Here is a 23,598-nt window from a genome sequence, read left to right as displayed (position 1 = left end):
CTACCCCTGCGCCTTGACCTGCCACGCGGGGTCTCGCTCGGGGCGGGTCGGAAGGCGGGCGTCGAGGAGCAAGCCCGCGAAGCCGAGGATCGCAAGGATGACGGTGAGCGCGATAATCGCCGGGTTGGCGCGGCCCGTGAGGGTATCGCCGAAGAGCACGACGCCGATCGTGCCGGGCAGCGAGCCGACGAACGTGGCCGCGGCGAAGGGGGCCACGCGTACCCGGGTCAGGGCCGCGGTGTAATTCATGACCGAGAAGGGCACGAGCGCAATCATGCGCAGGCTAGCGACGGCCAGCCAGCCCCTCTGCTCGAGGCGCTGGTTAATGATCTCGACAGCCGGGTGAGTCAGGCGCGGGGCGATCCAGTCGCGTAGCAGCCCACGTACCACGGCCAGGGAGAGCACGGCCGCCACCGTCGTCGCCGTGATCGCGAGGACTACGCCCCAGAAGCTGCCGAAGAGGATGCCCGCTGAGAGCGTCATAATCGTGCGCGGGATGGGAACCTGCGTTACAAGCACATAGAAAAGCCAGAAAAGCAGCGGGAACCACGGCCCGGTCTGCTCGGACCACTCCCGCAGGACGGCCAGGGGAGGCACCTCGAGGAACCACCACGCGGAAACGAATACCGTCACCGCGCACGCGAGCGCGGCCAGTCGCGAAAAGGGAAGCCGGGGCACTGCCAGTCCTAGGATGAGGGAAAGGGGACCCAGTTACCGTACTGCGTTGCACCAGAGGTGAGTTCCCGGGCCCGGAGAAAAAAATCGGCCCACCGTGTGATCACGGTGGGCCGAAAGGGTCGTATGTGCCCGAGGGGGGACTTGAACCCCCACGTCCGTTAATAGGACACTAGCACCTCAAGCTAGCGCGTCTGCCATTCCGCCACCCGGGCCGGGTAGTGTTTTCAGCCTCTCGGCTGGGCACTTGCAATACTATAGGGCCGTCGTCGCTTACTTAACAAATCGCCAGTTCAAGGGCGCTTTACACGCCCCGTGGCGACGCCGTATGACAGCAAGGTAATTCGCCAGACCCGCCCGGGAAGCGGGCCTGTTCCGGTACAAAGGAAGCTATGACCACCTACGATTACAACTCTGATGTATTCCCCGGCCACGACCCGCTGCCCTCGCTTGCGCAGGTGCCGAGCTTCCCCCTCAGTTCCGCCGACGTGAAGGCGGGGGAGCAGCTGGACGCGAAGTTCGCCGGCGACAACGCGGTCTCCCCGCAGCTGTCGTGGGAAGACCTCCCCGAAGGCACGAAATCCCTGGCCGTGACCTGCTACGACCCGGACGCGCCGACGGGGGCGGGGTTCTGGCACTGGGCGGCCTTCAACATCCCGGCCGACACCTCGGAGCTGAAGCAGGGCGCGGGGAGCACCCCCGACCTAGGGCTCGGTGTCACCACGCTGGTCGGCGACTCGGGCCAGCGCGCCTACTACGGCGCCAACCCGCCGGCCGGACACGCCCCGCACCGCTACATTTTTGCGGTCCACGCCGTCGACGTGGACACGCTGGAGGTGCCCGAGGACGCCACTCCGACGGTGCTGGCGTTCAACCTCTACTTCCACTCGCTGGGCCGGGCGCATGTCTGGGGCTGGTACGAGGAGAAGTAACCTCTGGGGAATGATTCCGGTTCAACTCCGCGTGGGCGGTGCGTTTCTCGCCATCGCCCTCGTTTTCGTGATCTACGCCGCGGTGTGGTTTTTCCGCGGCGAGTCGGCCTTCACCGTCACGCCACAGGTGCTCAGCATCGTCGCGGCGGCGGCGCTTTTCGGCGCGAACGCTACCTTCGTGCGCGGCCAGGAGCGCTCCCGCGGCCAGGTCGTCGCCCTCGCGTGCGCGGTGCTGCTCGTCATCACAGGAGTCGCCCTGCCGGGGTGGCCGCTCTTTACCACCGAGACGTTTTGGCTGGTTTTATGGGCCGCGGCGGCCGCCGCCTGCGCGCTTATTCTGCGTCGTAGCGCCAGCTGAGGCCGCTGCCGACGGCATCGCTTATCGACGCCAGTCCGTGCGCCCGCACCTGCGCCGCGAGCCCGCGGTGGATGCGGCGGATCCAGCCGGGGCCCCCGTAGATGAAGGGGGTGTAGCCCTGGAGCAGGCTCGCGCCCGCCGCAATGCGCTCCCACGCCTGCCCCGGTGTGAAAATCCCGCCGACGCTGACGAGCACGAGAGTGTCCCCGACGCGTTCGTTCAGTCGGCGCAGCACCTCAAGGGAGCGCGCGGCGAGCGGGGCGCCGGAGATGCCGCCCGCGCCCATCTTCTCCACCTCGGCAGCGTCGGTGGCGAGGCCTTCGCGGGAGATCGTCGTGTTCGTGGCCACGACGCCCGCCAGGCCGAGCTCGGCTGCGAGATCTGCCACCGCGTCGATGTCCCCGTCGCTCAAGTCCGGGGCAATTTTCACCAGTACGGGTGTTTCGGTGCTGTCGGTCACGACCTCGAGGATGGGGCGCAGTTCCTCGACAGCCTGGAGGTCGCGCAGCCCGGGGGTGTTGGGGGAGGAGACGTTGACCACCACGTAGTCCGCCAGCGGGCCGAGTAGCGTGGCGCCCGCGCGGTAATCCGCTACGGCGTCCTCGGCGGTCTTGTTCTTGCCGATGTTTATTCCGACGACGTCGCCCGAGCGGCGCCCACGCAGGTTCGCGGCGACGGTGAGCGCGCCCTTGTTGTTGAAGCCCATGCGGTTGAGGATCGCCTTGTCGGCGGGCAGCCGGAACAGCCGCGGCGCGGGGTTGCCCGGCTGGGGCCGCGGCGTGACGGTGCCAACCTCCGCGTAGCCGAAGCCGGCGGCGCCCCAGGCATCGATCGCGGTGCCGTTTTTGTCCAAGCCGGCCGCGAGGCCGAGCGGGGCGGGGAAGCGCACCCCGAACAGCTCCTGCTCGAGGACGGGATCGTGCACGCGAACCACCCGCTCCGCGGCGCGGTTGACGGGGCGCAGCCCGCCGAGCACGTGGAAGGCGCCGCCGACGATGCCGTGGATGCGCTCCGGCGGGAGGAGGAACATGGCTTTGAGGGCGAGATCGTAGGGCCGCATGTCTGGGCCACCTTTCTGGCTGTGTTAACTCGATACTGTCTCGGTCGGTGCGACTACTTGGAGGCCCCCGCCCGAGGCGGAGCCGAGGACGAGGGTGCCGTCGGGGAGTGCGGCGAGGGACTGCGCGTCGGCGACGGTGGCAAAGGACGCCTGCTGGATGGGCACTCCGGTAGCCAGCGAGTATCCCTCGGCGGTGTTGGTCGCCGTGGATCCCACCCACGCAAGCTCTTTCGGCACGTCCCACGCGACGGCCCAGGGGCTTTCCGCGACCGGCGCCGTCATCTGCAGGCGGATGACGTCGTCGGTGTTGTACACCAGCAGCTGCGAGCCAGTCGTGTCGGCGGCGAGGACGGTTCCCTGGGGAGCCGCGGAAACCTGCCCAACGCCCAGGCCCGCCCTCAGGGTTCCGCCCTGGCGTCCGGCTTGCCAGTCGAGGTCCTGGATAGTGGTGTCGAAGTTGTTGAGGCGCACCACCGCGTCGGGGGTGCCGTCCTCGCTCGGCGCGGCGAGGAGCCGGTCGGTTTCGCGGGCGACGGTGAAGGTCTCGGCCACCTCCCCGTCGCGGATGACGCGAACGGAGCTGTCGTTATCCGAGGCGGCGAGGATCTCGCCCGTGGTGGTGACGGCTGCGGCCCTGGCGGGCTCCTCGACGGACACCGCCTCGGCGCCGGCTGCGGTAAACAGCCGGATCGCGGAGCCGCATGCCGTAACGAAGGTGGCGTTGTTGGGGGAGAGGTCACCGCAGGCGTCGTCAAGCGAGTGCGTGGCGGCGCTGCCCGCGATGATCTCGTCGAGCGTACCCACGTGGAGGGTGGAGCCGGCCCGGACCGCGAGCAGCTCGCCCGCGGCCTCGATTTCGCTGATGGCGGCGAAGGGGTGCACCGTGCCCGCGGGGTCCTGTGCTTCGGGCGAGGGTGCCGGGGTCGCGTTGCCCATGGAGGCCGCCTCCTGCTCGGGTGGCTCGGACTGACAGGCGGAAAGCGTTGCCACAAGTGCCGCCGCCGCCGCCGCTTTCTTCACTCGCTCACTCACGGTTGATTAGCGTAGCAACGCCCCCGGTGTATCGTTCCCTCCCATGAGCATGAGCTGGATCCAGGTGATCGTCCTGTCCGTGGTGCAGGGCCTGACCGAGTTTCTCCCCGTCTCCTCCTCCGGCCACCTGCGGATTGTGTCCGAGCTGTTCTGGGGCGAGGACGCCGGGGCGAGTTTTACCGCGGTGATCCAGCTGGGCACGGAGCTGGCGGTGCTCGTGTACTTTGCCAAGGAGATTTGGCGCGTGCTCACCGGCTGGTTCCGTGGGCTGGTAAACAAGCACGAGCGAGGCTTTGACTACCGGATGGGGTGGATGGTGATCGTCGGCACGATCCCCGTCGGCCTCGCGGGTTTCTTGCTGCGCGATCTGATCCGCGAGAACTTCCGCAACCTGTGGATCACCGCGACGGTGCTCATCCTCTTCTCCTTCGTCTTCATCATCGCCGAGCGCAAGGGCACGAAGCAGCGCTCGTTTGAGGATCTGAATATGAAAGACGCGATCGTCATGGGCCTGTGGCAGTGCCTCGCGCTCATCCCGGGCGTCTCGCGTTCGGGCGGGACCATTTCGGGTGGCCTGCTGCGCAACCTCGACCGCGAGGTGGCCACCCGCTTCAGCTTCCTGCTCGCGATCCCCGCCGTGCTCGCCTCCGGGCTCTTTTCGCTTCCCGACGCCTTCAGCCCGCAGGCCGGCCAGGCCGCCACGGGGGCCCAGCTCCTCGTGGGCAGCGGCATCGCCTTCGTCCTCGGCTACGCCTCCATCGCCTGGCTGCTGCGCTTCGTCTCCCACCACTCCTTCGCCTGGTTCGCCGCCTACCGCATCCCGCTCGGCCTTGTCGTGATGGTCCTGCTTGCGACGGGCGTGATGAGCCCCGTCTAGCCGAGCGCTAGGGTAGGGGCATGCGTTCTTGGCCCATCCCGCCCGTTGCCGAGGTGCCGGGCGAACCTGTCGAACTTAGCCTCTACGACACCGCCGACGGCCGCGTCAAAGCCGTCGACGTCACCCCCGACGCGAACGGGGAGGTGGGGATGTACGTCTGCGGGATCACTCCCTACGACTCGACGCACCTCGGCCACGCGGCGACCTATCTCACCTTCGACCTGGTGTACCGCCAGCTGCTGGCCAACGGGCACCGAGTCCACTACGTGCAGAACATCACCGACGTGGACGACCCGCTGTTCGAGCGCGCCGAGCGCGACGGTGTGGACTGGCGCGAGCTGGGGACCTCCCAGATCGACCTGTTCCGCAGCGACATGGAGGTCCTCTCCGTCATCCCGCCGCGCGACTACATCGGCGCGATGGAAGCTGTCGACGAGGTCGTGGAGATGGTCTCGATCCTCCTCGAACGAGGCGCCGCCTACCAGATCAATAAGGGCGACGTTTACGCCTCCATCGAGGCGACCGAGCAGTTCGGCTACGAGTCGAACCTGGATCGGGCCCAGATGGAGGAGTTCTTCGCCGAGCGCGGCGGGGACCCCGAGCGCGAGGGCAAGCGCGACCCGCTGGACGCGCTGGTGTGGCGCGGCCACCGCGAGGGCGAGCCGGCGTGGGAGGCCCCCTTCGGCCCGGGCCGGCCGGGCTGGCACGTCGAGTGCTCCGCGATTGCCACGAACCGGCTCGGCCGCAGCTTCGCCATCCAGGGCGGCGGCTCCGACCTCGCCTTCCCGCACCACGAGTTCTCCGCAGCGCACGCCGAGGCAGCCTACGACGTGAAGAGAATGGCGGGCCACTACGTCCACTCGGGCATGATCGGCCTCGACGGGACCAAGATGTCGAAGTCGCTGGGCAACCTTGTATTCGTGCACTCGCTCACCGAGGACGGCGTCGAGCCCTCCGCGATCCGCGTCGCGCTCTTCTCCCAGCACTACCGCGCTGACCGCGAGTTTTCGCCCGCGCTTGTCGACGACGCACGCGAGCGCCTTTCCCGCTGGCGCGAGGCGGCCGGGCGCCAGGTCGACGAGGGGGAGGCGCTTCGGGTCGTCGCGAAGCTGCGGGCCGCGCTCGCCGATGACCTCGACACTCCCCGCGCCCTCGAGGTGCTCGACGGGCTGGAGGGCGACCACGAGGGTATCGTCGCCCGGACGGTCAGCGGCCTGCTCGGCGTGCAGCTGGACCCGACTTCGCGCACAATGAACGCATGAGCATCCGCGAGCAGTTTCAACCCGACGTCGACGAGTTCATCGCCGACCTGACCACCTTCGCCTCCGGCTCCTACCTGCGGGAGGAAGACAAGGAGCTGTGGGAACAGCCCTTCGACCCCGAAGTTCTGCCCGCACTGAAGCAGATCATCGAGTCTTTCCTCGACGCCCTCGAGCTGCTCGGCGACGACCCGGACGGCGAGGCCCTGTCCAAGGTCGTGGCTGCGTTCTACAACAACGTCAACGAGTTCAACGCCCAGCACGGCGACGCGGTGCTCGAACCGGAGGAGAAGTCCGACCTGGAATCCCTGGTGTTCCGCGCCGCAGCCGCGACGGGCGCGGACGACGAGGCCCTCAACGATCTGCCTGAGTGTGAATAGCGCTACCCCGCGCGCCATCTTTTGGGACATGGATGGCACGCTCGTCGACACCGAACCGCTGTGGGGCATTGCTACCTACGAGCTCGCGGAGATGCTCGGCCGCCCGCTCACGCCGCAGGTGCGGGAAAAGACCGTGGGCGGCAGCTTCGCCAACACCTTGCGCGTGTGCGCGGACCACGCGGGCTACACCCTGCGCGAGGGCGATTACGAGCGCTACCACTCTTGGATCTACGGCCGGATGGCGCAGCTGTTCAGCACCGGCCTCGAGCCGAACCCCGGGGTCCGGGGGCTTTTGAGCTCCCTCGCCGAGGCCGGCATGCGGATGCTCGTGACCACGAACACCGAGCGCCAGCTTGCCGACGCCTGCATCACCGCCGTCGGCGCCCACTTCTTCGTCGACTCCATCACGGCCGACGAGGTCGCCCGCCCCAAGCCCGCCCCCGACATGTACCTGGAGGCCGCCCGCCGCGTCGGGGAGCGCCCCGCCGACTGCCTTGTGTTTGAGGACTCGTGGGCCGGGATGAGCGCCGCCGCGGCAGCGGGCTGCACAGTGCTCGGCTTGGCCACGGAGGTGCCGGAGGGGGTTACGCCCTTCGCGCCCGAGTGCTTCCTCGGCGCGGGCGCGGCCGACGTGGACAGGTGGTTCGGCGCGGCCGCGCGGGCCGATGGGATAGAGTAGACCAGCGTGAAAACCTTCGATGATCTCTTTGCCGAACTCTCCCGCAAGGCCGAGGAGCGCCCCGCGGGCTCCGGAACCGTCGAGGCGCTGGAGAAGGGGGAGCATTTCATCGGGAAGAAGATCATCGAGGAAGCCGGCGAGGTGTGGATCGCCTCCGAGTACCAGTCGGACGCGGAGCTCGCCGAGGAGATGAGCCAGCTTATCTACTGGACGCAGGTGATGATGCTGAAGCGCGGGCTCACCCCGGACGACATCTACCGCTACCTCTAAAAAGAGCAGCCATGATCAAGATTGCCGTGCCCAACAAGGGATCCCTGTCCGACAAGGCGATGGAGGTCCTCGCCGAGGCCGGGTATAAGGGCCGCGGCCTGCACAAGGCCCTCAACGTCGCCGACGAGGACAACGGCGTCGAGTTTTTCTACCTGCGGCCCAAGGACATCGCCATCTACGTCGCGCAGGGCCACCTCGACCTCGGCATCACCGGCCGCGACCTCGCCCTCGACTCGCGCGCGAAGGTCGAGGAGGTGCTCCAGCTCGGCTTCGGGCGCTCCACCTTCCGCTTCGCCGCCCCGCAGGACGAGCGCTGGGCTGTCGAGGACCTCGCCGGCAGGCGCATCGCCACCTCCTACCCGCACCTCGTCGAGGACTACCTCGCGGCCCGTGGCATTCGCCCGGCCGAGGTGATCCGCCTCGACGGCGCCGTGGAGATCTCCATCAAGCTCGGCGTCGCGGACGCCATCGCGGATGTCGTGTCTACCGGTCAGACCCTGCGCCAGCAGGGACTCGCCCCGTTCGGCGATCCTATTACGAGCAGCGAGGCGGTCGTCGTCAAGCGGAAGGGCTTCGAGCTCGACGCGCGTCACGACGTCCTGCTCAAGCGCATCACCGGCATCCTGAACGCCCAGAACTACCTGATGATCGACTACAACATCTCCCGCGAGGCCCTCGACTCCTCGGCGGCGATCACGCCGGGTATTACGGGCCCCACGGTCTCCCCGCTCTCGCGCGAGGGCTGGGTGGCCGTGCGCGCGATGGTGCCGCGACCGGAGGCGAACAAGGTGATGGACGAGCTCGCCAACGTCGGAGCGGAGGGAATCCTGGCCACAGAACTGCGCATTGCGCGGCTGTGACCTGGTTTTTTCCGTGACAGGGAGCGCGGGCGCGCATTGCGTATGATGGCCTTCATGCAAACTCGTACTGAAGAAGATCTGCTCGGCTCCATGGAGGTGCCCGGCGACGTGTACTACGGCGTACACACGCTGCGGGCCATGGACAACTTCCGCATTTCCAGCTCCACGATCAACGACCTGCCCGAATTCATTCGGGGGATGGTGCAGGTGAAGAAGGCGGCCGCGATGGCGAACCGTCGCCTTCACACCCTGCCCAAGAAGAAGGCAGATGCGATCATGTGGGCCTGCGACCAGATCCTCGAGGAAGGGCGCTGCCTCGACCAGTTCCCGATCGACGCCTTCCAGGGCGGCGCGGGCACCTCGGTGAACATGAACACGAACGAGGTGGTGGCGAACCTCGCGCTCAAACACCTCGGCCGCGAGAAAGGCGACTACGACGCCGTCAACCCGAACGACGACGTCAACATGTCCCAGTCCACCAACGACGCGTACCCGACCGGTTTCCGCCTCGGGGTCTACTACGCCGTCCAGGGCCTGCTGGAGGAGCTCGACGAGCTCCAGAAGGCGTTCCGCGCGAAAGGCGACGAGTTCCAGGACGTCATCAAGATGGGCCGCACGCAGCTGCAGGACGCGGTGCCGATGACCCTCGGCCAGGAGTTCACCGCCTTCGGCGCGAACCTACTGGAGGAGCAGCGCACCATCCAGAGCGCGGCGGAAGCGCTCTTGGAGGTCAATCTCGGGGCGACTGCGATCGGTACCGGGATCAACACGCCTTCCGGCTACCGCGACCAGGTTGTCGCCGCCCTGCGGGAGGTCACCGGCCTGAACATCCAGGCCTCGCCGGACCTCATCGAGGCGACCTCGGACACCGGCAGCTACGTCATGATGCACTCGGCGATCAAGCGCGCCGCGATGAAGCTCTCCAAGATCTGCAACGACCTGCGGCTTTTGTCCTCCGGCCCGCGCGCGGGCCTGAACGAGATTAACCTGCCGGAGCGGCAGGCGGGCTCGTCGATCATGCCCGCGAAGGTCAACCCGGTGATCCCCGAGGTGGTCAACCAGGTCTGCTTCAAGGTCTTCGGCAACGACATCACCGTCACCATGGCCTCCGAGTCCGGCCAGCTGCAGCTCAACGTCATGGAGCCCGTCATCGCCGAGTCGATTTTCGGCTCGATCAACCTTCTGCGCAACGCCGCGCGCACCCTGCGCGAGAAGTGCGTGGACGGGATTACCGCCAATAAAGAGGTGTGCAAGGAGTATGTGACCAATTCCATTGGAATTGTCACCTACCTCAACCCGTACATCGGCCACCACAACGGCGACCTGATCGGCAAAGAGGCGGCGGAAACCGGCCGTAGCGTGCGCGAACTCGTTCTCGAGCGCGACCTGATGAGCGAGGAAGACCTCGATCGGGTGTTCAGCATGGAAAACCTCATGCACCCCGAGTTCCGGGGCAAGCTCTACTTGAACGAGGACTAGTCGGCCCGCGCGTCTGTAGCCTGGGGGTATGACTACAGACGTCGACATCGCCCAAGCCCACACACTCGAACCCATCACTGACATCGCCGAGCGGGCGGGGGTCCCCGCCGACGCGCTCATCCCGTACGGCCACTACATGGCCAAGGTCAATGCGAAGCGCGTGGCGGAGTCCAACCCCGGCAAGGTCGTCCTGGTCACCGGGGTATCCCCGACCCCGGCCGGCGAGGGCAAATCCACCGTGCTCATCGGCCTGGCCGATGCGCTGGCGAAGATGGGCCGCAACGCCATGGTTGCGCTCCGAGAGCCCTCCCTCGGCCCGGTCATGGGCATCAAGGGCGGCGCCGCCGGCGGCGGCTACTCCCAGGTGGTGCCGATGGAAAACATCAACCTGCACTTCACCGGGGACTTCCACGCCGTCACCTCCGCCACGAACACGCTCGCGGCGCTGATCGACAACCACATCCAGAAGGGCAACGAGCTGGGCATTGACCCGCGCCGCATCACTTGGCAGCGCTGCCTCGACGTCAACGACCGCTCCCTGCGCCGGGTGGTCACCGGGCTCGGCGGCCCGGGCGACGGCGTGCCCACACAGACCGGCTTCACCATCACCGCCGCCTCCGAGATCATGGCCATCCTCGGCCTGGCCTCCGACCTGGCGGACCTGAAGGAACGCCTGGCCAACATCACTGTCGGCCTGACCTTCGACAAGCGCCCGGTGACCGCGGGCCAGCTCGGCGCCGAGGGCGCCCTGGCGACGCTGCTCAAGGAGGCCATCAACCCGAACCTGGTGCAGACCCTCGGCGGCACGCCCGCCCTGGTCCACGGCGGGCCCTTCGCCAACATCGCGCACGGCTGCAACACGCTGCTGGCCACCCGCACCGCGCAGAACCTCTCCGACATCGTCCTCACCGAGGCCGGGTTCGGCTCCGATCTGGGCGCGGAGAAGTTCTTCGACATCAAGGCGCGCTACGGCGACCTCGACGTGGCGGGCGCCGTGGTCGTTGCCACCATCCGTTCCATGAAGTACAACGCGGGCGTGGCAAAGGAGGACCTGACCGAAGAGAACGTCAACGCGGTCACGGAGGGCATCGTCAACCTCGAGCGCCACGTGGAAAACGTGGCTAAGTTCGGCGTCACCCCGGTCGTTGCGGTGAACCTGTTCACCTCGGACACGGAGGCGGAGCGCAACGCCGTCCGTGAGTGGGCCGAGCGCCGCGGCGTGGCGCTGGCGGAGTGCGACGTGTGGGGCAAGGGCGGCGACGGTGCGGGCGAGCTCGCCGAGACCCTGTTGGACAACCTCAGCGAGGGCACCTCCCGGCAGCTCTACGACCCCGCCGACGGCGTCGAGAACGCGATCGCGACCATCGCGCGCGAGATCTACCGCGCGGGCAAGGTCGAGTACTCCGTCAACGCGCTGCGGGACTTGGGTACCCTCAAGGACAACGGCTTTGACACCCTGCCCGTGTGCATGTCCAAGACGCAGTACTCCTTCTCCGAGGAGCCTTCCCTCCTGGGCGCACCGGAGGGCCACACGCTCCACGTGCGCAAGCTCATCCCGCTCACCGGCGCGGGCTTCGTCGTGGCGCTGACCGGCGAGGTCATGACCATGCCGGGCCTGCCGTCGAAGCCGGCCGCCAACAACATCGACGTCGACGAAAACGGCGTCGTCTCGGGCCTGTTCTAGGCGCCTTTCCCGTCCGCCGCCGAGCCCGGCCACCCCGGGTAGTCCGGCGGCGTGCCGCCGAAGGCGGGGCAGACGGCCTGGAAGGAACACCACCCGCAGAGCTTGGATTTCTGGGGCCGGTACGTTCCCTCCCGGCCGTCCGCCTCGATTTTGGCCCACAGGTCACCGAGGTCGCGCTCGAAGTACTCCAGCTCCTCGCGCGAGGGGGAGAGGAAGAGCGAATCGACGACCTTGAGGTACATCAACCGCAGCTGCGTGGGGATCTCCCCGAACAGCCGCCAGTAGACGAGCGCGTAGAAGCGCATCTGGAACTGCGCGTCGGCGGAGTAGCGAGGCAGCGGTTTCTTTCCCGTCTTGTAGTCGACAACCCGCACCTCGCCCGTCGGGGCGACGTCGACGCGGTCGATGAACCCGCGCACGGGTACACCGTTCGGCAGGACGGTGTCTACGTACATCTCCTGTTCGCGGGAGTCGAAGCCGAGCGGGTTTTCCATCTCGAAGTAGCCGCGGATCAGCGCTCGCGCGTCGACGAACAGCTGGTGCGTGTCGGCGATGGGCTCGGCGCACGAGGCGTCCTCGGCAACCATCTTCTCCCACTGCGGCCGGATCCGTTTTACGGCGGCCGGGTACGTGCGCTCGGCGCGCGGCCAGCCGTGCATCTCCTCCAACACCGCGTGCACGAGCGTGCCTTTGACCTGCGCCTCCGTTTTCTCCTCCGGCAGCCGGTCGATGGCCCTCAGGCGGTAGAGGAGAGGGCATTGCTTGTAGTCGGAGGCGCGCGAAGGGGAGAGTGCAAGTGGTTTCATGATGCATCCATCTTAGAGTGGGAGCATGGATTTCCCCGACTTCATCGCCGCCAGCCCCAGCCCGTTCCACGCCGCGGACACGGTGGCACGCACGCTTATCGACGCCTCATTCAGCCGCGACACCGCCACCAGCCCCGGCGGCCACGTCCTGGTCAGTGGGGGCGCCGTCGTCGCCTGGTGGGTGCCGGACACCCCGCGGCCGCGGATGCGGATCGTGGGCTCGCACACGGACTCGCCCGGCTTGTTCGTCAAACCCGACCCGGACGTGGTGCGAGAGGGCTTCCACCAGGTGGCTGTGGAAGTCTACGGCGGGCCAATCCTGCAGACGTGGTTCGACCGGGACATCGCCTTCGCCGGGCGCGTGGTGTTGCGCGACGGCGCCGAAAAACTGGTGAGCACCGGCCCCGTTGCCCGGGTGCCCAGCCTGGCCATCCACCTCTACCGCGGCGACGCCCCGGCGCTGGAGCGCCAGGCGCACACCGCGCCGATCGTGGGCGGCAGCGAGCCCTTCAGCCGGGTTCTTGCCCGGGCGGCGGGCGTGGAGCCGGGGGAGATCCTCGCGCACGAGCTCGTGTCGGCGGATATGCAGCCCGCCGCGGCTCTCGGGGACATGCTGGCGGCGGGGCGGTTGGATAACCTGAGCAGCGTGTGGGCGTCGCTAAGCGCGCTGCTTCGGGCGAAGGACGCGGCGCGCGACGTGCTCGTCCTGGCGGCGTTCAACCACGAGGAGGTCGGCTCGGCGAGCCCGGCGGGCGCCGGCGGGCCTCTGCTCGAACGAGTGCTGGCGAAGATCGCGGCTGGGCTCGGCGAACCCGCCGAGGTGTTCGCGAACTCGCTGCTCGTCTCGGCGGACGCGGCGCACTCGGTGCACCCGAACTACCAGGGCAAGCACGACCCGACGCACCGGCCGCTGCTCAACGCGGGCCCGGTGTTGAAGGTGAACGCGAACCAGCGCTACGCCTCCGACGCTGTGACGCAGGCGGAGTGGAAGCGCGCCAGCGCCGCGGCCGGCGTGCCGGTGCAAACGTTCGTGGGCAACAACGACGTGCCCTGCGGCTCGACGATCGGGCCGATTGCGGCGACCCGGCTGGGCATCCCCACCGTCGACGTGGGCGTGCCGCTTTTGTCGATGCACTCCGCGCGCGAGCTGTGCGGTCTGCGCGACATGGAGTGGTTTACGGACGCCTTGGAGTCCTTCTACCGGGCCGACTACCGTTAACGCGTCACCCCCACGACCCGAGGAGGAACCGGAAGTGTATTCCCGCCCTTTCCAGGCAGGCGAGAAGGTGCAACTCACCGACGCCAAACGCCGCCACTTCACCATTGAGCTCACCCCCGGCGGGCAGTTCCACTCGCACAAGGGCATCGTCTACCACGACGAGATCATCGGCTCCGAGGAGGGCTCGGTGGCCACCTCCACCCTGGGCGCGGACTACCTGTGCTTCCGCCACCTGCTGGTGGACCACGTGCTGTCCATGCCCCGCGGAGCGGCGGTGATCTACCCGAAGGACGCCGCGCAGATCCTCGTCGAGGGGGATATCTTCATGGGCGCGCGCGTCCTCGAGGCCGGCGCGGGCTCGGGGGCGCTGTCGATGTCGCTGCTGCGCGCCGTCGGCCCGGAGGGAAAGGTGTTTTCCTACGAGGTCCGGGCAGACCACATGGAGTACGCACGCAGCAACGTCCGGGAATACTTCGGTGAGGAGCCCGCGTGGTGGGCCCCGCGCCTCGGGGATATCGGCGACGTCACGCCCGAGGACCTCGGTGGGCCCGTGGACCGGCTCATTCTGGATATGGTCGAGCCGTGGCACTTCATCGACACGGTTAGGCAGCTGCTCATCCCGGGCGGGGTGTTCATGACCTACGTGGCCACGGTGCCGCAGCTGATGAACATCATGGAGAGTATCCGGGAGGCGAAGTGTTTCACGGAGCCGCGCGCCTGGGAGACCCTGCTGCGCGAGTGGAAGGTCGAGGGCCTGGCCACCCGCCCGGAGCACCGGATGAACGCCCACACCGCGTTCCTCGTCTGGACGCGCCGCCTTGCCGACGGCGTGACGCCGCCGCGCCCGCAGCGCAAAGCGCGCCGCTAGGGTGGACATATGGCTATCGAGGATGACGCTTTCGGCCCCCAGCTGCGCGAACTCAAGCGCGAGAACCAGGCGATGAGCTCGCGCAACAAGAAGCTCGCGGAGCTTCTCAAGGCCAGCCGCGACAAGCTCACCGACCTCTACGCACAGCTCGAGGCGCTGGAGGAGCCCGCCAGCACGTACGGCATCTTTCTGGGCGCCTCCCCCAAGGGCATGGAGGCCGAGGTGTTCACCTCGGGTCGGCGCATGCGCGTCAAGGTCTCGCCGCTACTGTCGCCGCAGGCGCTTGCCCCGGGCATGCTGGTGCGCCTCGGGGACGGCACGATCGTGGTCGAGGCCTGCGGCTTCGAGCACACCGGGCAGCTCGCGACAGTGGTCGAGCGCCTCGGTGAGGCCCGAGCCGTCGTCGCCGACCAGCAGGGCGGCGAGTCCGTCCTCTCGCTCGCGCAGCCGCTGATCGGCAGCATCCGCGCCGGCGACACCGTCCTGTGCGACACCCGCGTGGGCTACGCCTACGAGAAGGTGGACAAGACCGAGGTGAACCAGCTCTCCCTCGAGGAGGTGCCCGACGTCACCTACGACGACATCGGCGGCCTGGCCACGCAGATCGAGACCATCAGGGACTCGGTCGAGCTGCCCTTTTCCTACCCCGAGCTCTACCGCGCGTACGACCTCACCCCGCCGAAGGGCGTTTTGCTCTACGGCCCGCCCGGCTGCGGGAAGACGCTCATCGCCAAAGCGGTGGCTAACTCCCTGTCCGCCCGCATCGGCGACGGCGGCACCGCCCACTTCATCAACGTCAAGGGCCCGGAGCTGCTGAACAAGTTCGTCGGCGAGACCGAGCGGCGCATCCGCCTCATCTTCGAGCGCGCCCGCGAGCTGGCCGCTACCGGCCAGCCGGTGATCATTTTCTTCGACGAGATGGAGTCCATCTTCCGCACCCGCGGCTCGGGCGTGTCCTCCGACATGGAAACCACCGTCGTGCCGCAGTTCCTCACCGAGATCGACGGGGTGGAGGACATCGCCAACGTCATCGTCATCGGCGCCACCAACCGCGAGGAGCTCATCGACCCCGCGATCCTGCGCCCCGGGCGCCTCGACATCAAGATCCGCGTCTCGCGCCCCACCCGCGAGGAGGCGCGCGATATCTTCGCCCGCTACCTCACCGAGGACATCCCGCACGAGGGCGAGGTAGCGGAGCTGATCGCGGCCGCCACGGCCGCCCTGTTCGCACCTCGTCCGTACCTCCGGCTCGAGCTCGTTGACGGGACCGAGGAGACCCTGCACTACCGCGACTTCGTCTCCGGCGCCATGATCGCCAATATCGTCGACCGCGCCAAGAAGCTCGCGATCAAGGACCACATCGCGGGGGCGTCGACAAGCGGAGTGCGCGCCGATCACCTGCGGGCGGCGGTGCGCACCGAGCAGGACGAGAGCGAGGACCTGCCCAACACGGCCAGCCCCGACGAATGGGCGCGCATCACCGGCCACCACGGCCGGCGCGTCGTGTCGGTGGAGGTTCTGGGGTAGCGCGCGCTTTCAGGGTGCGAGGACGCTGACCGCGTGGGCGAAGTCCTCGTCGCTCAAGTGCCCGAAGCTGAGGATCAGCCCGGCCCCGGTGCGGCCGCACGTGAGGCCGCCGCGGGCCAGGCGTGCGTCGAAGGCGGCGGCCTTTGCAGCGTCAGCGAAGTCCACGATCGCGTCGACGCCGAGCGAGTCCTCGCTGTACTTCAGGCGCGCGCCCGCCGCGCGCAGGGCGGGGAAGACCGTGCTGTTGAGGATTTCGCGGCGCTCCACCAGGCGCGCGTGCACCTTCTTCGTGGTGCGCCGCACGTCGCCGGCGTTGAGGAGGTGGGCGATGGCGTGCTGCGTCACGGTGGACACGGGCATGCCCATCACCTCCCTGGTGCGGCGCAAGGTGTCGGCGGTGGTGGTATCCGCAACCACGTAGCCCGCGTTGAGCTGGCGGCTGAGCAGGGTGGAGAACGTCCCGAGCGTGACCACGGTGGCCTCGCGCGCCAGCGCCGCGAGCGGCGGCTGCGGGCTAAGGCGGTAGCGCAGCTCGCTGTTGAAGTCGTCCTCGATGACCACGACACCTGCGCGCGCGGCCCACTCCAACAGCGCGATGCGCCGCGGGGCGGGCATGAAAGCGCCGAGCGGGTAGAGGTGGGAGGGGGTGACCAGCACGGCATCAAGGTTGGAGGGCAGCTTGTCGACGACCACCCCCTGGCCATCCGTCACACACGTCACGGGGGTGTGGCCGGCGAGCGGGATGATCCTGCGCAGCCCCGGGTGGCCGGGATCCTCCACACCGACGCGCAGCGCTTTCCCGAGCGACATGAGGATGAGCAGCAGGCCCTCGCGCGCCCCGCCGGTGACCAGGACGTTTCCCGGCTGGGTGGGAAGGCCGCGGGCAAGGCGCAGGTGTTCGGCCACGGCGGCGCGCAGGTAGGGCTGGCCCGCCTTGTCCACCGGCTGGTCTGCAGCCGCGGCGGCCTCGCGCCAGGCCCGGCGCCACGCTGCCGGACGGATCGTTCCGGCGTGTCCGGAGGTTGGAGCGAGCGAGATGGCGCGGGGCCGGGACCGCCGCGTCGGAGGCGCGGGGCGGGGATGGGGCGCGGCCAAGCGGGGCAGTTCGGGGTGCACCACGGTGGGCGCGCCCTGGGTGGCGAGAAGGATGCCCTCGGCCGTGAGCTGGTCGTAGGCGGCGACCACGCTGCCGCGGGAGACGTGAAGGCGCTCCGCCAGCTCGCGCGTGGAGGGCACGCGATCTCCCGCGGCGAGGCGGCCGGAGGCGACGAGGTCGCGCATGCCCGCGGCGATTTGGACGGGCAGGGAGGTGGGCAGGGAGCGGTCGACGGTCAACACAACTGGTCCAAAATAATCATTTGTTACTGGCCCTAGCAATCTACCAGTTTGGCGGGCAGGATGGTGGACATGTCTGAAAACACTTTCACCGTCAAGTCCGGCCTCGCCCAGATGCTCAAGGGCGGAGTCATCATGGACGTGGTCACCCCCGAGCAGGCGCGCATCGCCGAGGACGCCGGCGCAGTCGCGGTCATGGCGCTGGAGCGAGTGCCCGCCGACATCCGCGCCCAGGGCGGCGTGGCCCGCATGTCTGACCCGGACCTCATCGAGGGCATCATCGAGGCCGTCGACATCCCCGTCATGGCCAAGGCGCGCATCGGCCACAGCGTCGAGGCGCGCATCCTCGAGCACCTCGGGGTGGACTACATTGACGAGTCCGAGGTGCTCAGCCCGGCGGACTACGTCAACCACATCGACAAGCGCGACTTCCGCGTCCCCTTCGTCTGCGGTGCGACGAACCTCGGCGAGGCGTTGCGCCGGATCAACGAAGGCGCGGCGATGATCCGCTCCAAGGGCGAGGCCGGAACGGGCGACGTCTCCGAGGCCACGAAGCACATCCGTACCATCACCGCGGAGATCGCCCGCCTCCAGGGGCTGTGGAACTCCAACCGCGACGAGCTCTACGTCGCCGCCAAGGAGCTGCAGGCGCCCTACGAGCTGGTGCGCTACGTCGCCGAGCACGGCGAGCTGCCGGTGGTGCTGTTCACCGCCGGCGGCGTGGCCACCCCGGCGGACGCCGCCCTGATGATGCAGCTCGGCGCGGACGGCGTCTTTGTCGGCTCGGGCATCTTCAAGTCGGGCGACCCGGCCGCGCGCGCCGCCGCGATTGTCAAGGCCACCGCCGCGTGGGAGGACATCGAAGTGGTTACCGAGGCCTCCCGCGGCCTTGGCGAGGCGATGGTAGGCATCAACGTCGCCGACCTGCCCGCCCCGCACCGCCTGGCGGAACGCGGGTGGTAGCCCCCGCCGTCGGCGTCCTCGCGCTGCAGGGCGGGGTGCGCGAGCACGTGGACATGCTCGCCTCCCTGGGCGCCGCCGTCACCGCGGTCCGCGCGCCGAAGGACCTGGCGGGTATCGGCGGCGTTGTCATCCCCGGCGGAGAGTCCTCTACCATCGACCGGCTGCTGCGCATCTTCGGCCTGTTCGATCCGTTGCGCGAGGCGCTTGCCCGGGGGCTGCCGGTGCTCGGCACGTGCGCCGGGCTCATCACGCTTGCCAGCGAGATCGTTGATCCCGCGCCGGGGCAGGGAAGCCTCGGGGTCATCGATATGACGGTGCGACGCAATTCCTTCGGCCGACAGATCGCTAGTGACGTCGAGAAGCTCGCGACGTCCTACGGCGAGGTGAGCGCCGCGTTCATTCGGGCGCCGGAGGTGCTGGACGCCCGCGGGGCGGCGCGGGTGATAGCCCGGCGCGGCGAGGCGATCGTCGGAGTGGAGACGGACACGGCGATCGCGGTCAGCTTCCACCCGGAGCTGACCGGCGACACCACCATCCACGAGAGGTTCCTGGAGGCAGTCTCGGCCCGTGGCTAGCGGTCGGCGCGCAGCGCCCGCCCGCTGGCGCCGGCGGTGCGGTGCTGGACGGCGGCATCCGCCGCGAGCACGAGCAGGGTCGCGGCCACGTGCGGCCAGGAGAACCAGGGCCCGGCTTCGGCGAGCACCGCGAAAGGCCACGGAGTAAACCCGGAGAAGAACAGCAAGGCCGAGTTCGCCGCCAGCCACACAGCCAGGGACACCACAACTCCCCGCAGTTTCCCGAGGGCTGTAATGGCGAGGCCCGCGATGGCGAAGAGGAGCAGGCTGTTGTTGATGATGAGCTCGCTTTCCGGAACTCCGCCCTGAGTTGTCTCGGCTAGCACGACAAACCCGGCCTTGACCTGGTGATCAGCGAAGCTGGCCACGGCGACGACGCAAAGAGCGGCGCCCGCGTGGCGGGCTACGGCCAGCCACTGGCTGCGTGGCCGCCGCAGGTCAACCTCCGGCATCGTGGGCGCGGCCAACGCCGCCGCGCACACGGCGAAAATCAGCGAGGCGATCTCCGGCGCCGTCACCACGAAGGGATCGAAAGGGTCGCGGCCAACGTGGAAGCTGATCACGCGCAGGGCTCGCACCCCGAGCATGCAGGTGCCGAGGAGCACCAGGAGCGTGACCCACGGCATGGACCGCAGCACACTGCGAATCGGCATGACGTGTCCCCGCCTACCGCGCCGCCGGCGCGCGAACCATGTCGATGTTTCCCTGGCAGGACGTGATGGCGTCCCAGTTGTTGTGGATGAGTCGGTCGGCAACGCCCTCGGGAAGCATCGACAGCTCATCCACCGGGGCGGCGAGAGCCGAGCCGGCGTCCGAGTAGGCCTGGTAAAACGCCCCGTTTTCCTCGACATTTTTGGAATAGGCGCCCGTCTTATTGACGATGTACACGCCCACCCTGTCAATGACGAACGCACCTTCCGCCGTCGGATCGGTGCACGAACTCAACCCAAGCTCGGCAAGTAGAAACTCCCCGATATCCAGACGCCGCTCCGACCCCCTGACTAGGAAATATCGGTAACCCGGGTGCGCGGTCTTAATCCGGTACGAAGAGACATCCGCCAGGGCGGGGGGCTGGTTTTCGGCGGGGAGAAACTCCTCCACGGCCGCCACATCGCCCACCATTCGCTGCAAGCCGGGTGCGTCGGAGGCGTCGACGCAGACCTCCGTGCCGCCGGGGGTGGTAGCGCACGCGTCGCGGTCCAGCACTACCACGGGGCCGGCGAGCGCCTGCCCGCCGACGGCCACCCCAGCGATCGCGAGCACCGCCGCCGCGCCCACCAGCCCCTCGCCCCTTCGCACCCTGGCGACCACGGCCACCAGGACCACACCGACGAGCGCGACGACCCCGCTCACCAGCACTGCTACGGAGGAGTTGCGGGGCTCCACCACGTCCGTCCGATTGATGGCGTCGAGAGAGATGGCAGCGACAGCCCAGGTCGCCGAACTGTTCGCCGCAAACGCCACAACGAAATACGTCACCAGGAGAGCAACGAGGGCGGAGATGACGGGGTGCAGTCGGCGCAAGGAGAGCCCGATAAGGGCAGTAAGCGCGGCGATGATCGCCAGAAAGGCGAGGCAGGCGAGGAGGTTGAGCAACACACCGCCAGACATCGCCCGGCCACGGGCGGCGGCAAGGGCCACGACGGGAAGAAAGCCGATCAGCACGCCTGCCGCGGCCACGGCGGCAGGCGTGAGACTAAGCAGCGCCACCTGGCGGGCGAGCGGGTACCGGCCCAGCGAAGTCGCTGAGTACACCCGCGGGGCGCTCAACGCGGCGACGTTGAACGCTGTGACAATACCGACGCCGAAGGACAGATAACTGGTGGCCAATCGCAGGCCGTAGCCGACATCTGGCGTTCTCACGTAAACGAATTGAAGCTCCCTGGCGGCAAACAAGAGTGATATTCCGACGCTGGCAACAAGCAGGATAATCCCCAGCACCGGCAGGGCGGGGGAGCCGAATTTGCGGGCGATCATGGGCTCAGCCCCTCCTCTGCGCGGTACCCGCGATGAAGGCGAGGGCGCTTTCCAGATCGTCCGTGGTCAATCCCTCCATCTCCTGCCGGGCAGCGGACTTTAGCTCATCCCACGTGCCCTCGAACGCGACGCGCCCCGCGTGCAGCGCTATAACGTGTTGCGATAGCGACTCAATGTCGTCCGACAGATGCGTGGACAGCACAACGGTAGCTTCCGTGCCTAGCCGCTCAACGATTCGGCGCACCTCGATCCGGGCGTGCGGGTCAAGTCCAGCGGTGGGTTCGTCAAAGAAGAGAATGTCGGGCGAGTGCATGAGAGCAGCCGCAATGCCAATTCGCCGGGTTTGCCCTCCCGACAGCGCTCCGACGCGCGCGTTTTCGGTGCCGGAAAGCTCAACGAGGGAGAGCACCTCGGGTACGCGCGCCAGGTAGCGGGGACGGTTGAGGCCCGCAACCCAGCCCGCGTAGGAGAGAGCATCCTTGCAGGTCATGGTGGACACGAAGTGCACGTCCTGCGGGACGTACCCGATCCGCTGCCTGTAGCTGGTGCGGGCCCTGCCCGCAATCACGTCCCCCGCGACAGTAAAACTTCCGCGCGATGGTTCCTCGAGTGTGCACAGGAGGCGCATTAGCGTGGACTTGCCGCTGCCATTCGAACCGATGAGTGCGGTCACCCCAGGCGGGATAGCAACAGAGACATCTTTCAGCGCATCCGTGGAGCCCTTACGCGTCCGGTACGTCTTGGACAGGGAACGTGTGCAGATCATTGCGAGTGTCTTCTCCGTTCTTCCTAGCGGCACGCGCCGTGGATCCGGACGCCCTGGCTGCCCACTTCCGTCATCATCCGCTGTCTGTCCAGCGTTAAAACGTCACGTGCGCAGAAGGGGGGGCTACAAAGACACAAGCGGGCCGGTTCACGAGGCGATGTTCCTTCCAGGGGTATTCGGATGCGGCGCACCAGGGGGCGCTGTGAGGCGCGTGGCGGCAGTGAGACAGAGAATAGCTGAACCTCAACCAACCGCGAGGAATTTTAAGGAAATAATGTGGCTCGCCGGTGTGCAGTAACCTGGCCGGGTGAGCGCAACGAACCGACCCCGGTACATGGGGACTGAAACCGAGTACGGCATCACCTGCCCATCCGATCCGAGCCTGAGCCCGATCGTGACGTCCACGCACGCTGTGGTGTCCTACGCCGCGATGCACACCGGGGCGCGGGCGCGCTGGGATTATGAGGACGAGCACCCGCTGAAAGACGCCCGCGGCTTTGACCTGAAGCGCTACCACACCGCGCCTGTCGTCGACGCGAACGCGATCGGTGTTGCCAACGTGGTCACCTCCAACGGGGCACGTTTCTACGTCGACCACGCCCACCCGGAGTACTCCAGTCCGGAGGTCTCGAACGCGTGGGACGCGATGGTCTACGACGCCGCCGGCGATGTCGTGCTCAACACCGCCGCCGCGGACATTTCCAGCCTCTACGAACAGGGGGTCAGCGTGCTCAAGGACAAAGAGCCGTGCCCGCCGCTGAAGTTCTACAAAAACAACGTCGACGGTAAGGGAGCCTCCTACGGCAGCCACGAGAACTACCAGTACTCGCGCCACACGGACTTTCCCACGCTCGCCCAGGCGCTCATCCCCTTCTTTGTCACCCGCCAGGTGCTCGTCGGCGCGGGCCGGGTGGGGATCGGCGCGGAGGGGGAGCGCGAGGGCTTCCAGATCTCGCAGCGCGCCGACTATATCGAGCAGGAGGTCAGCCTGGAGACCACGCTCAACCGCGGCATCGTCAACACGCGCGACGAGCCGCACGCAGACGAGCGCGAGTTCCGCCGCCTCCACGTCATCGTGGGCGACGCGAACATGAGCCAGTACGCGAATCTGCTCAAGCTGGGCACCACCAAGCTGGTGCTCGACGCCATCGAGCAAGGCGTGGACTTCCGCGACCTGGCGCTGTGCGACGCGGTCGCCGAGATCAAGCGCGTCTCGCACGACCCCACCTGCACCCACAAGCTCGAGCGCACGTACGCCGAGCCCCTCACCGCCATCGAGATCCAGCGCGAGTACCTGTCCCGGTGCGACGGCGCGGGGGACGTCGATAAGCGCGTGCTCGCGCTATGGGGCGAGCTTCTCGACGACCTTGAGCGCGACCCGCTATCGACGGCCGACAGGCTGGACTGGACGGCGAAATACGCGCTGGTCAAAGGCTTCACCGCGCGCGGGGTCGGGATCGGAGAGGCGAAGCTGAAGGCGGTAGACCTGCAGTACGCGGATATCGACCCGGCCACCTCGCTCTACCACGCGCTGGTGCGCAAGGGGCGGATGAAGACGCTCGTGGCGCGAGAAGAAGTCGAGTCCGCCGCGCTCAACGCCCCGACGGACTCGCGCGCCTGGTTCCGCGGCGCGGTCAGCCGGAAGTTCGGCGAGGACATCCTCGCCTCCAACTGGCAGGCCGTGCTCTTTTCCACCCCGGCGGGACCGCGAAAGGTGCAGATCGACGCCGTGAACGGATTCACGCGCGCCGAGGTCGGGGCGGTTGTCGAGTCCGCCGGTACAGTCGACGAATTGCTCGCCGCCCTCGGTTAGGCTTGAGACATGGCACAACAGCAGCAGATGCACGGAAACGCGGGCGACGGCGACTCCGGGGAGGAGTTCGAGGCCACCCAGGCGCAGATCAACACCTCGGGCACGGACGATCTGCTCGACGAGATCGATTCGCTCCTCGATTCCAACACAGAGGAGTTCGTCCGCTCCTACGTGCAAAAGGGCGGCGAGTAGCGCTTGGCCACC

25 protein-coding genes and 1 tRNA gene are annotated in these 23,598 nt (G+C 67.9%); 17 read left to right on the top strand and 9 right to left on the bottom strand.

The window, feature by feature from the left end:
- Together CAURIS_RS05855 and CAURIS_RS05850 are read right to left on the bottom strand one after the other, a co-directional pair.
- Positions 1-678, bottom strand: coding sequence for a TVP38/TMEM64 family protein (locus CAURIS_RS05855; protein WP_290343267.1), 678 nt, complete (start codon positions 676-678; stop codon positions 1-3).
- A 126-nt stretch (positions 679-804) separates the two neighbouring features.
- Positions 805-890: transfer RNA gene (locus tag CAURIS_RS05850), tRNA-Leu, on the bottom strand.
- Between the two features lie 177 nt (positions 891-1,067).
- On the opposite strand from CAURIS_RS05850, the gene CAURIS_RS05845 reads away from it, so the two are divergent.
- Positions 1,068-1,607, top strand: coding sequence for a YbhB/YbcL family Raf kinase inhibitor-like protein (locus CAURIS_RS05845; RefSeq protein ID WP_290343266.1), 540 nt, complete (start codon positions 1,068-1,070; stop codon positions 1,605-1,607).
- Positions 1,608-1,617: 10 nt separating this feature from the next.
- On the top strand, positions 1,618-1,965 hold the full coding sequence (locus CAURIS_RS05840) for a hypothetical protein (RefSeq protein ID WP_290343265.1): 348 nt from the start codon (positions 1,618-1,620) through the stop codon (positions 1,963-1,965).
- On the opposite strand, the gene CAURIS_RS05835 is transcribed toward CAURIS_RS05840, so the two are convergent.
- Together CAURIS_RS05835 and CAURIS_RS05830 are read right to left on the bottom strand one after the other, a co-directional pair.
- Positions 1,940-3,025, bottom strand: coding sequence for a quinone-dependent dihydroorotate dehydrogenase (locus CAURIS_RS05835; protein ID WP_290343264.1), 1,086 nt, complete (start codon positions 3,023-3,025; stop codon positions 1,940-1,942). The two genes, CAURIS_RS05840 and CAURIS_RS05835, sit on opposite strands and share 26 nt — an antisense overlap.
- A 24-nt stretch (positions 3,026-3,049) precedes the next feature.
- Positions 3,050-4,057 (bottom strand): WD40 repeat domain-containing protein, encoded by a 1,008-nt coding sequence (locus CAURIS_RS05830; protein ID WP_290343263.1) that lies wholly within the window; start codon positions 4,055-4,057, stop codon positions 3,050-3,052.
- 49 nt (positions 4,058-4,106) lie between these two features.
- Between CAURIS_RS05830 and CAURIS_RS05825 the strand changes: the two genes are divergently transcribed.
- Genes CAURIS_RS05825 through CAURIS_RS05790 form a run of 8 tightly spaced genes read left to right on the top strand, consistent with a single transcriptional unit; the run spans position 4,107 to position 11,545 of the window.
- Positions 4,107-4,934, top strand: coding sequence for an undecaprenyl-diphosphate phosphatase (locus CAURIS_RS05825; RefSeq protein ID WP_435384041.1), 828 nt, complete (start codon positions 4,107-4,109; stop codon positions 4,932-4,934).
- 20 nt (positions 4,935-4,954) lie between these two features.
- Positions 4,955-6,196, top strand: coding sequence for a cysteine--1-D-myo-inosityl 2-amino-2-deoxy-alpha-D-glucopyranoside ligase (gene mshC, locus CAURIS_RS05820; protein WP_290343261.1), 1,242 nt, complete (start codon positions 4,955-4,957; stop codon positions 6,194-6,196).
- Complete coding sequence (locus CAURIS_RS05815; RefSeq protein ID WP_290343260.1) at positions 6,193-6,573, top strand: hypothetical protein; 381 nt, start codon at positions 6,193-6,195, stop codon at positions 6,571-6,573. The genes mshC and CAURIS_RS05815 overlap by 4 nt, the downstream gene beginning before the upstream one ends.
- 28 nt (positions 6,574-6,601) lie before the next feature.
- A complete protein-coding gene (locus tag CAURIS_RS05810; protein ID WP_290343259.1) occupies positions 6,602-7,252 on the top strand; it encodes an HAD family hydrolase in 651 nt (216 codons plus the stop codon).
- A 6-nt stretch (positions 7,253-7,258) separates the two neighbouring features.
- Positions 7,259-7,522, top strand: a complete 264-nt coding sequence (locus CAURIS_RS05805; protein WP_290343258.1) for a phosphoribosyl-ATP diphosphatase — start codon at positions 7,259-7,261, stop codon at positions 7,520-7,522.
- An 11-nt stretch (positions 7,523-7,533) separates the two neighbouring features.
- The gene (gene hisG, locus CAURIS_RS05800) at positions 7,534-8,382 is read left to right on the top strand and encodes an ATP phosphoribosyltransferase (protein ID WP_290343257.1); all 849 of its coding nucleotides are present in this window, start codon (positions 7,534-7,536) and stop codon (positions 8,380-8,382) included.
- A gap of 54 nt (positions 8,383-8,436) precedes the next feature.
- Positions 8,437-9,861: an aspartate ammonia-lyase gene (gene aspA, locus CAURIS_RS05795; RefSeq protein ID WP_290343256.1), complete on the top strand. Its 1,425-nt coding sequence runs from the start codon at positions 8,437-8,439 to the stop codon at positions 9,859-9,861.
- Between the two features lie 28 nt (positions 9,862-9,889).
- On the top strand, positions 9,890-11,545 hold the full coding sequence (locus tag CAURIS_RS05790) for a formate--tetrahydrofolate ligase (RefSeq protein ID WP_290343255.1): 1,656 nt from the start codon (positions 9,890-9,892) through the stop codon (positions 11,543-11,545).
- Here the strand turns inward: CAURIS_RS05790 and CAURIS_RS05785 are convergent.
- On the bottom strand, positions 11,542-12,351 hold the full coding sequence (locus CAURIS_RS05785; protein ID WP_290343254.1) for a RecB family exonuclease: 810 nt from the start codon (positions 12,349-12,351) through the stop codon (positions 11,542-11,544). The two genes, CAURIS_RS05790 and CAURIS_RS05785, sit on opposite strands and share 4 nt — an antisense overlap.
- 25 nt (positions 12,352-12,376) lie before the next feature.
- Between CAURIS_RS05785 and CAURIS_RS05780 the strand changes: the two genes are divergently transcribed.
- The 3 genes from CAURIS_RS05780 to arc are packed head-to-tail and all read left to right on the top strand — an operon-like array spanning position 12,377 to position 15,965.
- Entirely contained in the window at positions 12,377-13,570 is a 1,194-nt protein-coding gene (locus CAURIS_RS05780) for a M18 family aminopeptidase (protein WP_290343253.1), read from the top strand.
- A 34-nt stretch (positions 13,571-13,604) separates the two neighbouring features.
- Positions 13,605-14,438 (top strand): tRNA (adenine-N1)-methyltransferase, encoded by an 834-nt coding sequence (locus CAURIS_RS05775; protein WP_290343252.1) that lies wholly within the window; start codon positions 13,605-13,607, stop codon positions 14,436-14,438.
- A gap of 9 nt (positions 14,439-14,447) precedes the next feature.
- Positions 14,448-15,965 (top strand): proteasome ATPase, encoded by a 1,518-nt coding sequence (gene arc / locus CAURIS_RS05770; RefSeq protein WP_290343251.1) that lies wholly within the window; start codon positions 14,448-14,450, stop codon positions 15,963-15,965.
- A gap of 9 nt (positions 15,966-15,974) precedes the next feature.
- On the opposite strand, the gene pdxR is transcribed toward arc, so the two are convergent.
- Entirely contained in the window at positions 15,975-17,303 is a 1,329-nt protein-coding gene (gene pdxR / locus CAURIS_RS05765; RefSeq protein WP_290343250.1) for a MocR-like pyridoxine biosynthesis transcription factor PdxR, read from the bottom strand.
- Between the two features lie 69 nt (positions 17,304-17,372).
- On the opposite strand from pdxR, the gene pdxS reads away from it, so the two are divergent.
- Both pdxS and pdxT read left to right on the top strand, forming a co-directional pair.
- Positions 17,373-18,263, top strand: a complete 891-nt coding sequence (gene pdxS / locus CAURIS_RS05760; RefSeq protein WP_290343249.1) for a pyridoxal 5'-phosphate synthase lyase subunit PdxS — start codon at positions 17,373-17,375, stop codon at positions 18,261-18,263.
- A complete protein-coding gene (gene pdxT / locus CAURIS_RS05755) occupies positions 18,257-18,838 on the top strand; it encodes a pyridoxal 5'-phosphate synthase glutaminase subunit PdxT (RefSeq protein WP_494337250.1) in 582 nt (193 codons plus the stop codon). The genes pdxS and pdxT overlap by 7 nt, the downstream gene beginning before the upstream one ends.
- Here pdxT and CAURIS_RS05750 read toward each other — a convergent pair.
- The 3 genes from CAURIS_RS05750 to CAURIS_RS05740 are packed head-to-tail and all read right to left on the bottom strand — an operon-like array spanning position 18,835 to position 21,581.
- Positions 18,835-19,491: a hypothetical protein gene (locus CAURIS_RS05750; protein WP_290343248.1), complete on the bottom strand. Its 657-nt coding sequence runs from the start codon at positions 19,489-19,491 to the stop codon at positions 18,835-18,837. The two genes, pdxT and CAURIS_RS05750, sit on opposite strands and share 4 nt — an antisense overlap.
- A 13-nt stretch (positions 19,492-19,504) precedes the next feature.
- A complete protein-coding gene (locus CAURIS_RS05745; protein WP_290343247.1) occupies positions 19,505-20,815 on the bottom strand; it encodes a hypothetical protein in 1,311 nt (436 codons plus the stop codon).
- A 4-nt stretch (positions 20,816-20,819) separates the two neighbouring features.
- Positions 20,820-21,581 (bottom strand): ABC transporter ATP-binding protein, encoded by a 762-nt coding sequence (locus CAURIS_RS05740; RefSeq protein ID WP_290343246.1) that lies wholly within the window; start codon positions 21,579-21,581, stop codon positions 20,820-20,822.
- 334 nt (positions 21,582-21,915) lie between these two features.
- Here CAURIS_RS05740 and dop point away from each other — a divergent pair, with 334 nt between their 5' ends.
- Entirely contained in the window at positions 21,916-23,394 is a 1,479-nt protein-coding gene (dop, locus tag CAURIS_RS05735; protein ID WP_290343245.1) for a depupylase/deamidase Dop, read from the top strand.
- A 9-nt stretch (positions 23,395-23,403) separates the two neighbouring features.
- Entirely contained in the window at positions 23,404-23,586 is a 183-nt protein-coding gene (locus CAURIS_RS05730; protein WP_290343244.1) for a ubiquitin-like protein Pup, read from the top strand.
- The last annotated feature ends 12 nt before the right edge of the window (positions 23,587-23,598 follow it).

Source organism: Corynebacterium auris, assembly GCF_030408575.1.
Classification (GTDB): Bacteria; Actinomycetota; Actinomycetes; order Mycobacteriales; family Mycobacteriaceae; genus Corynebacterium; species Corynebacterium auris.
The sequence above is the reverse complement of the archived record's forward strand: the minus strand, read 5'-3'. Positions and strand labels throughout refer to the sequence as shown.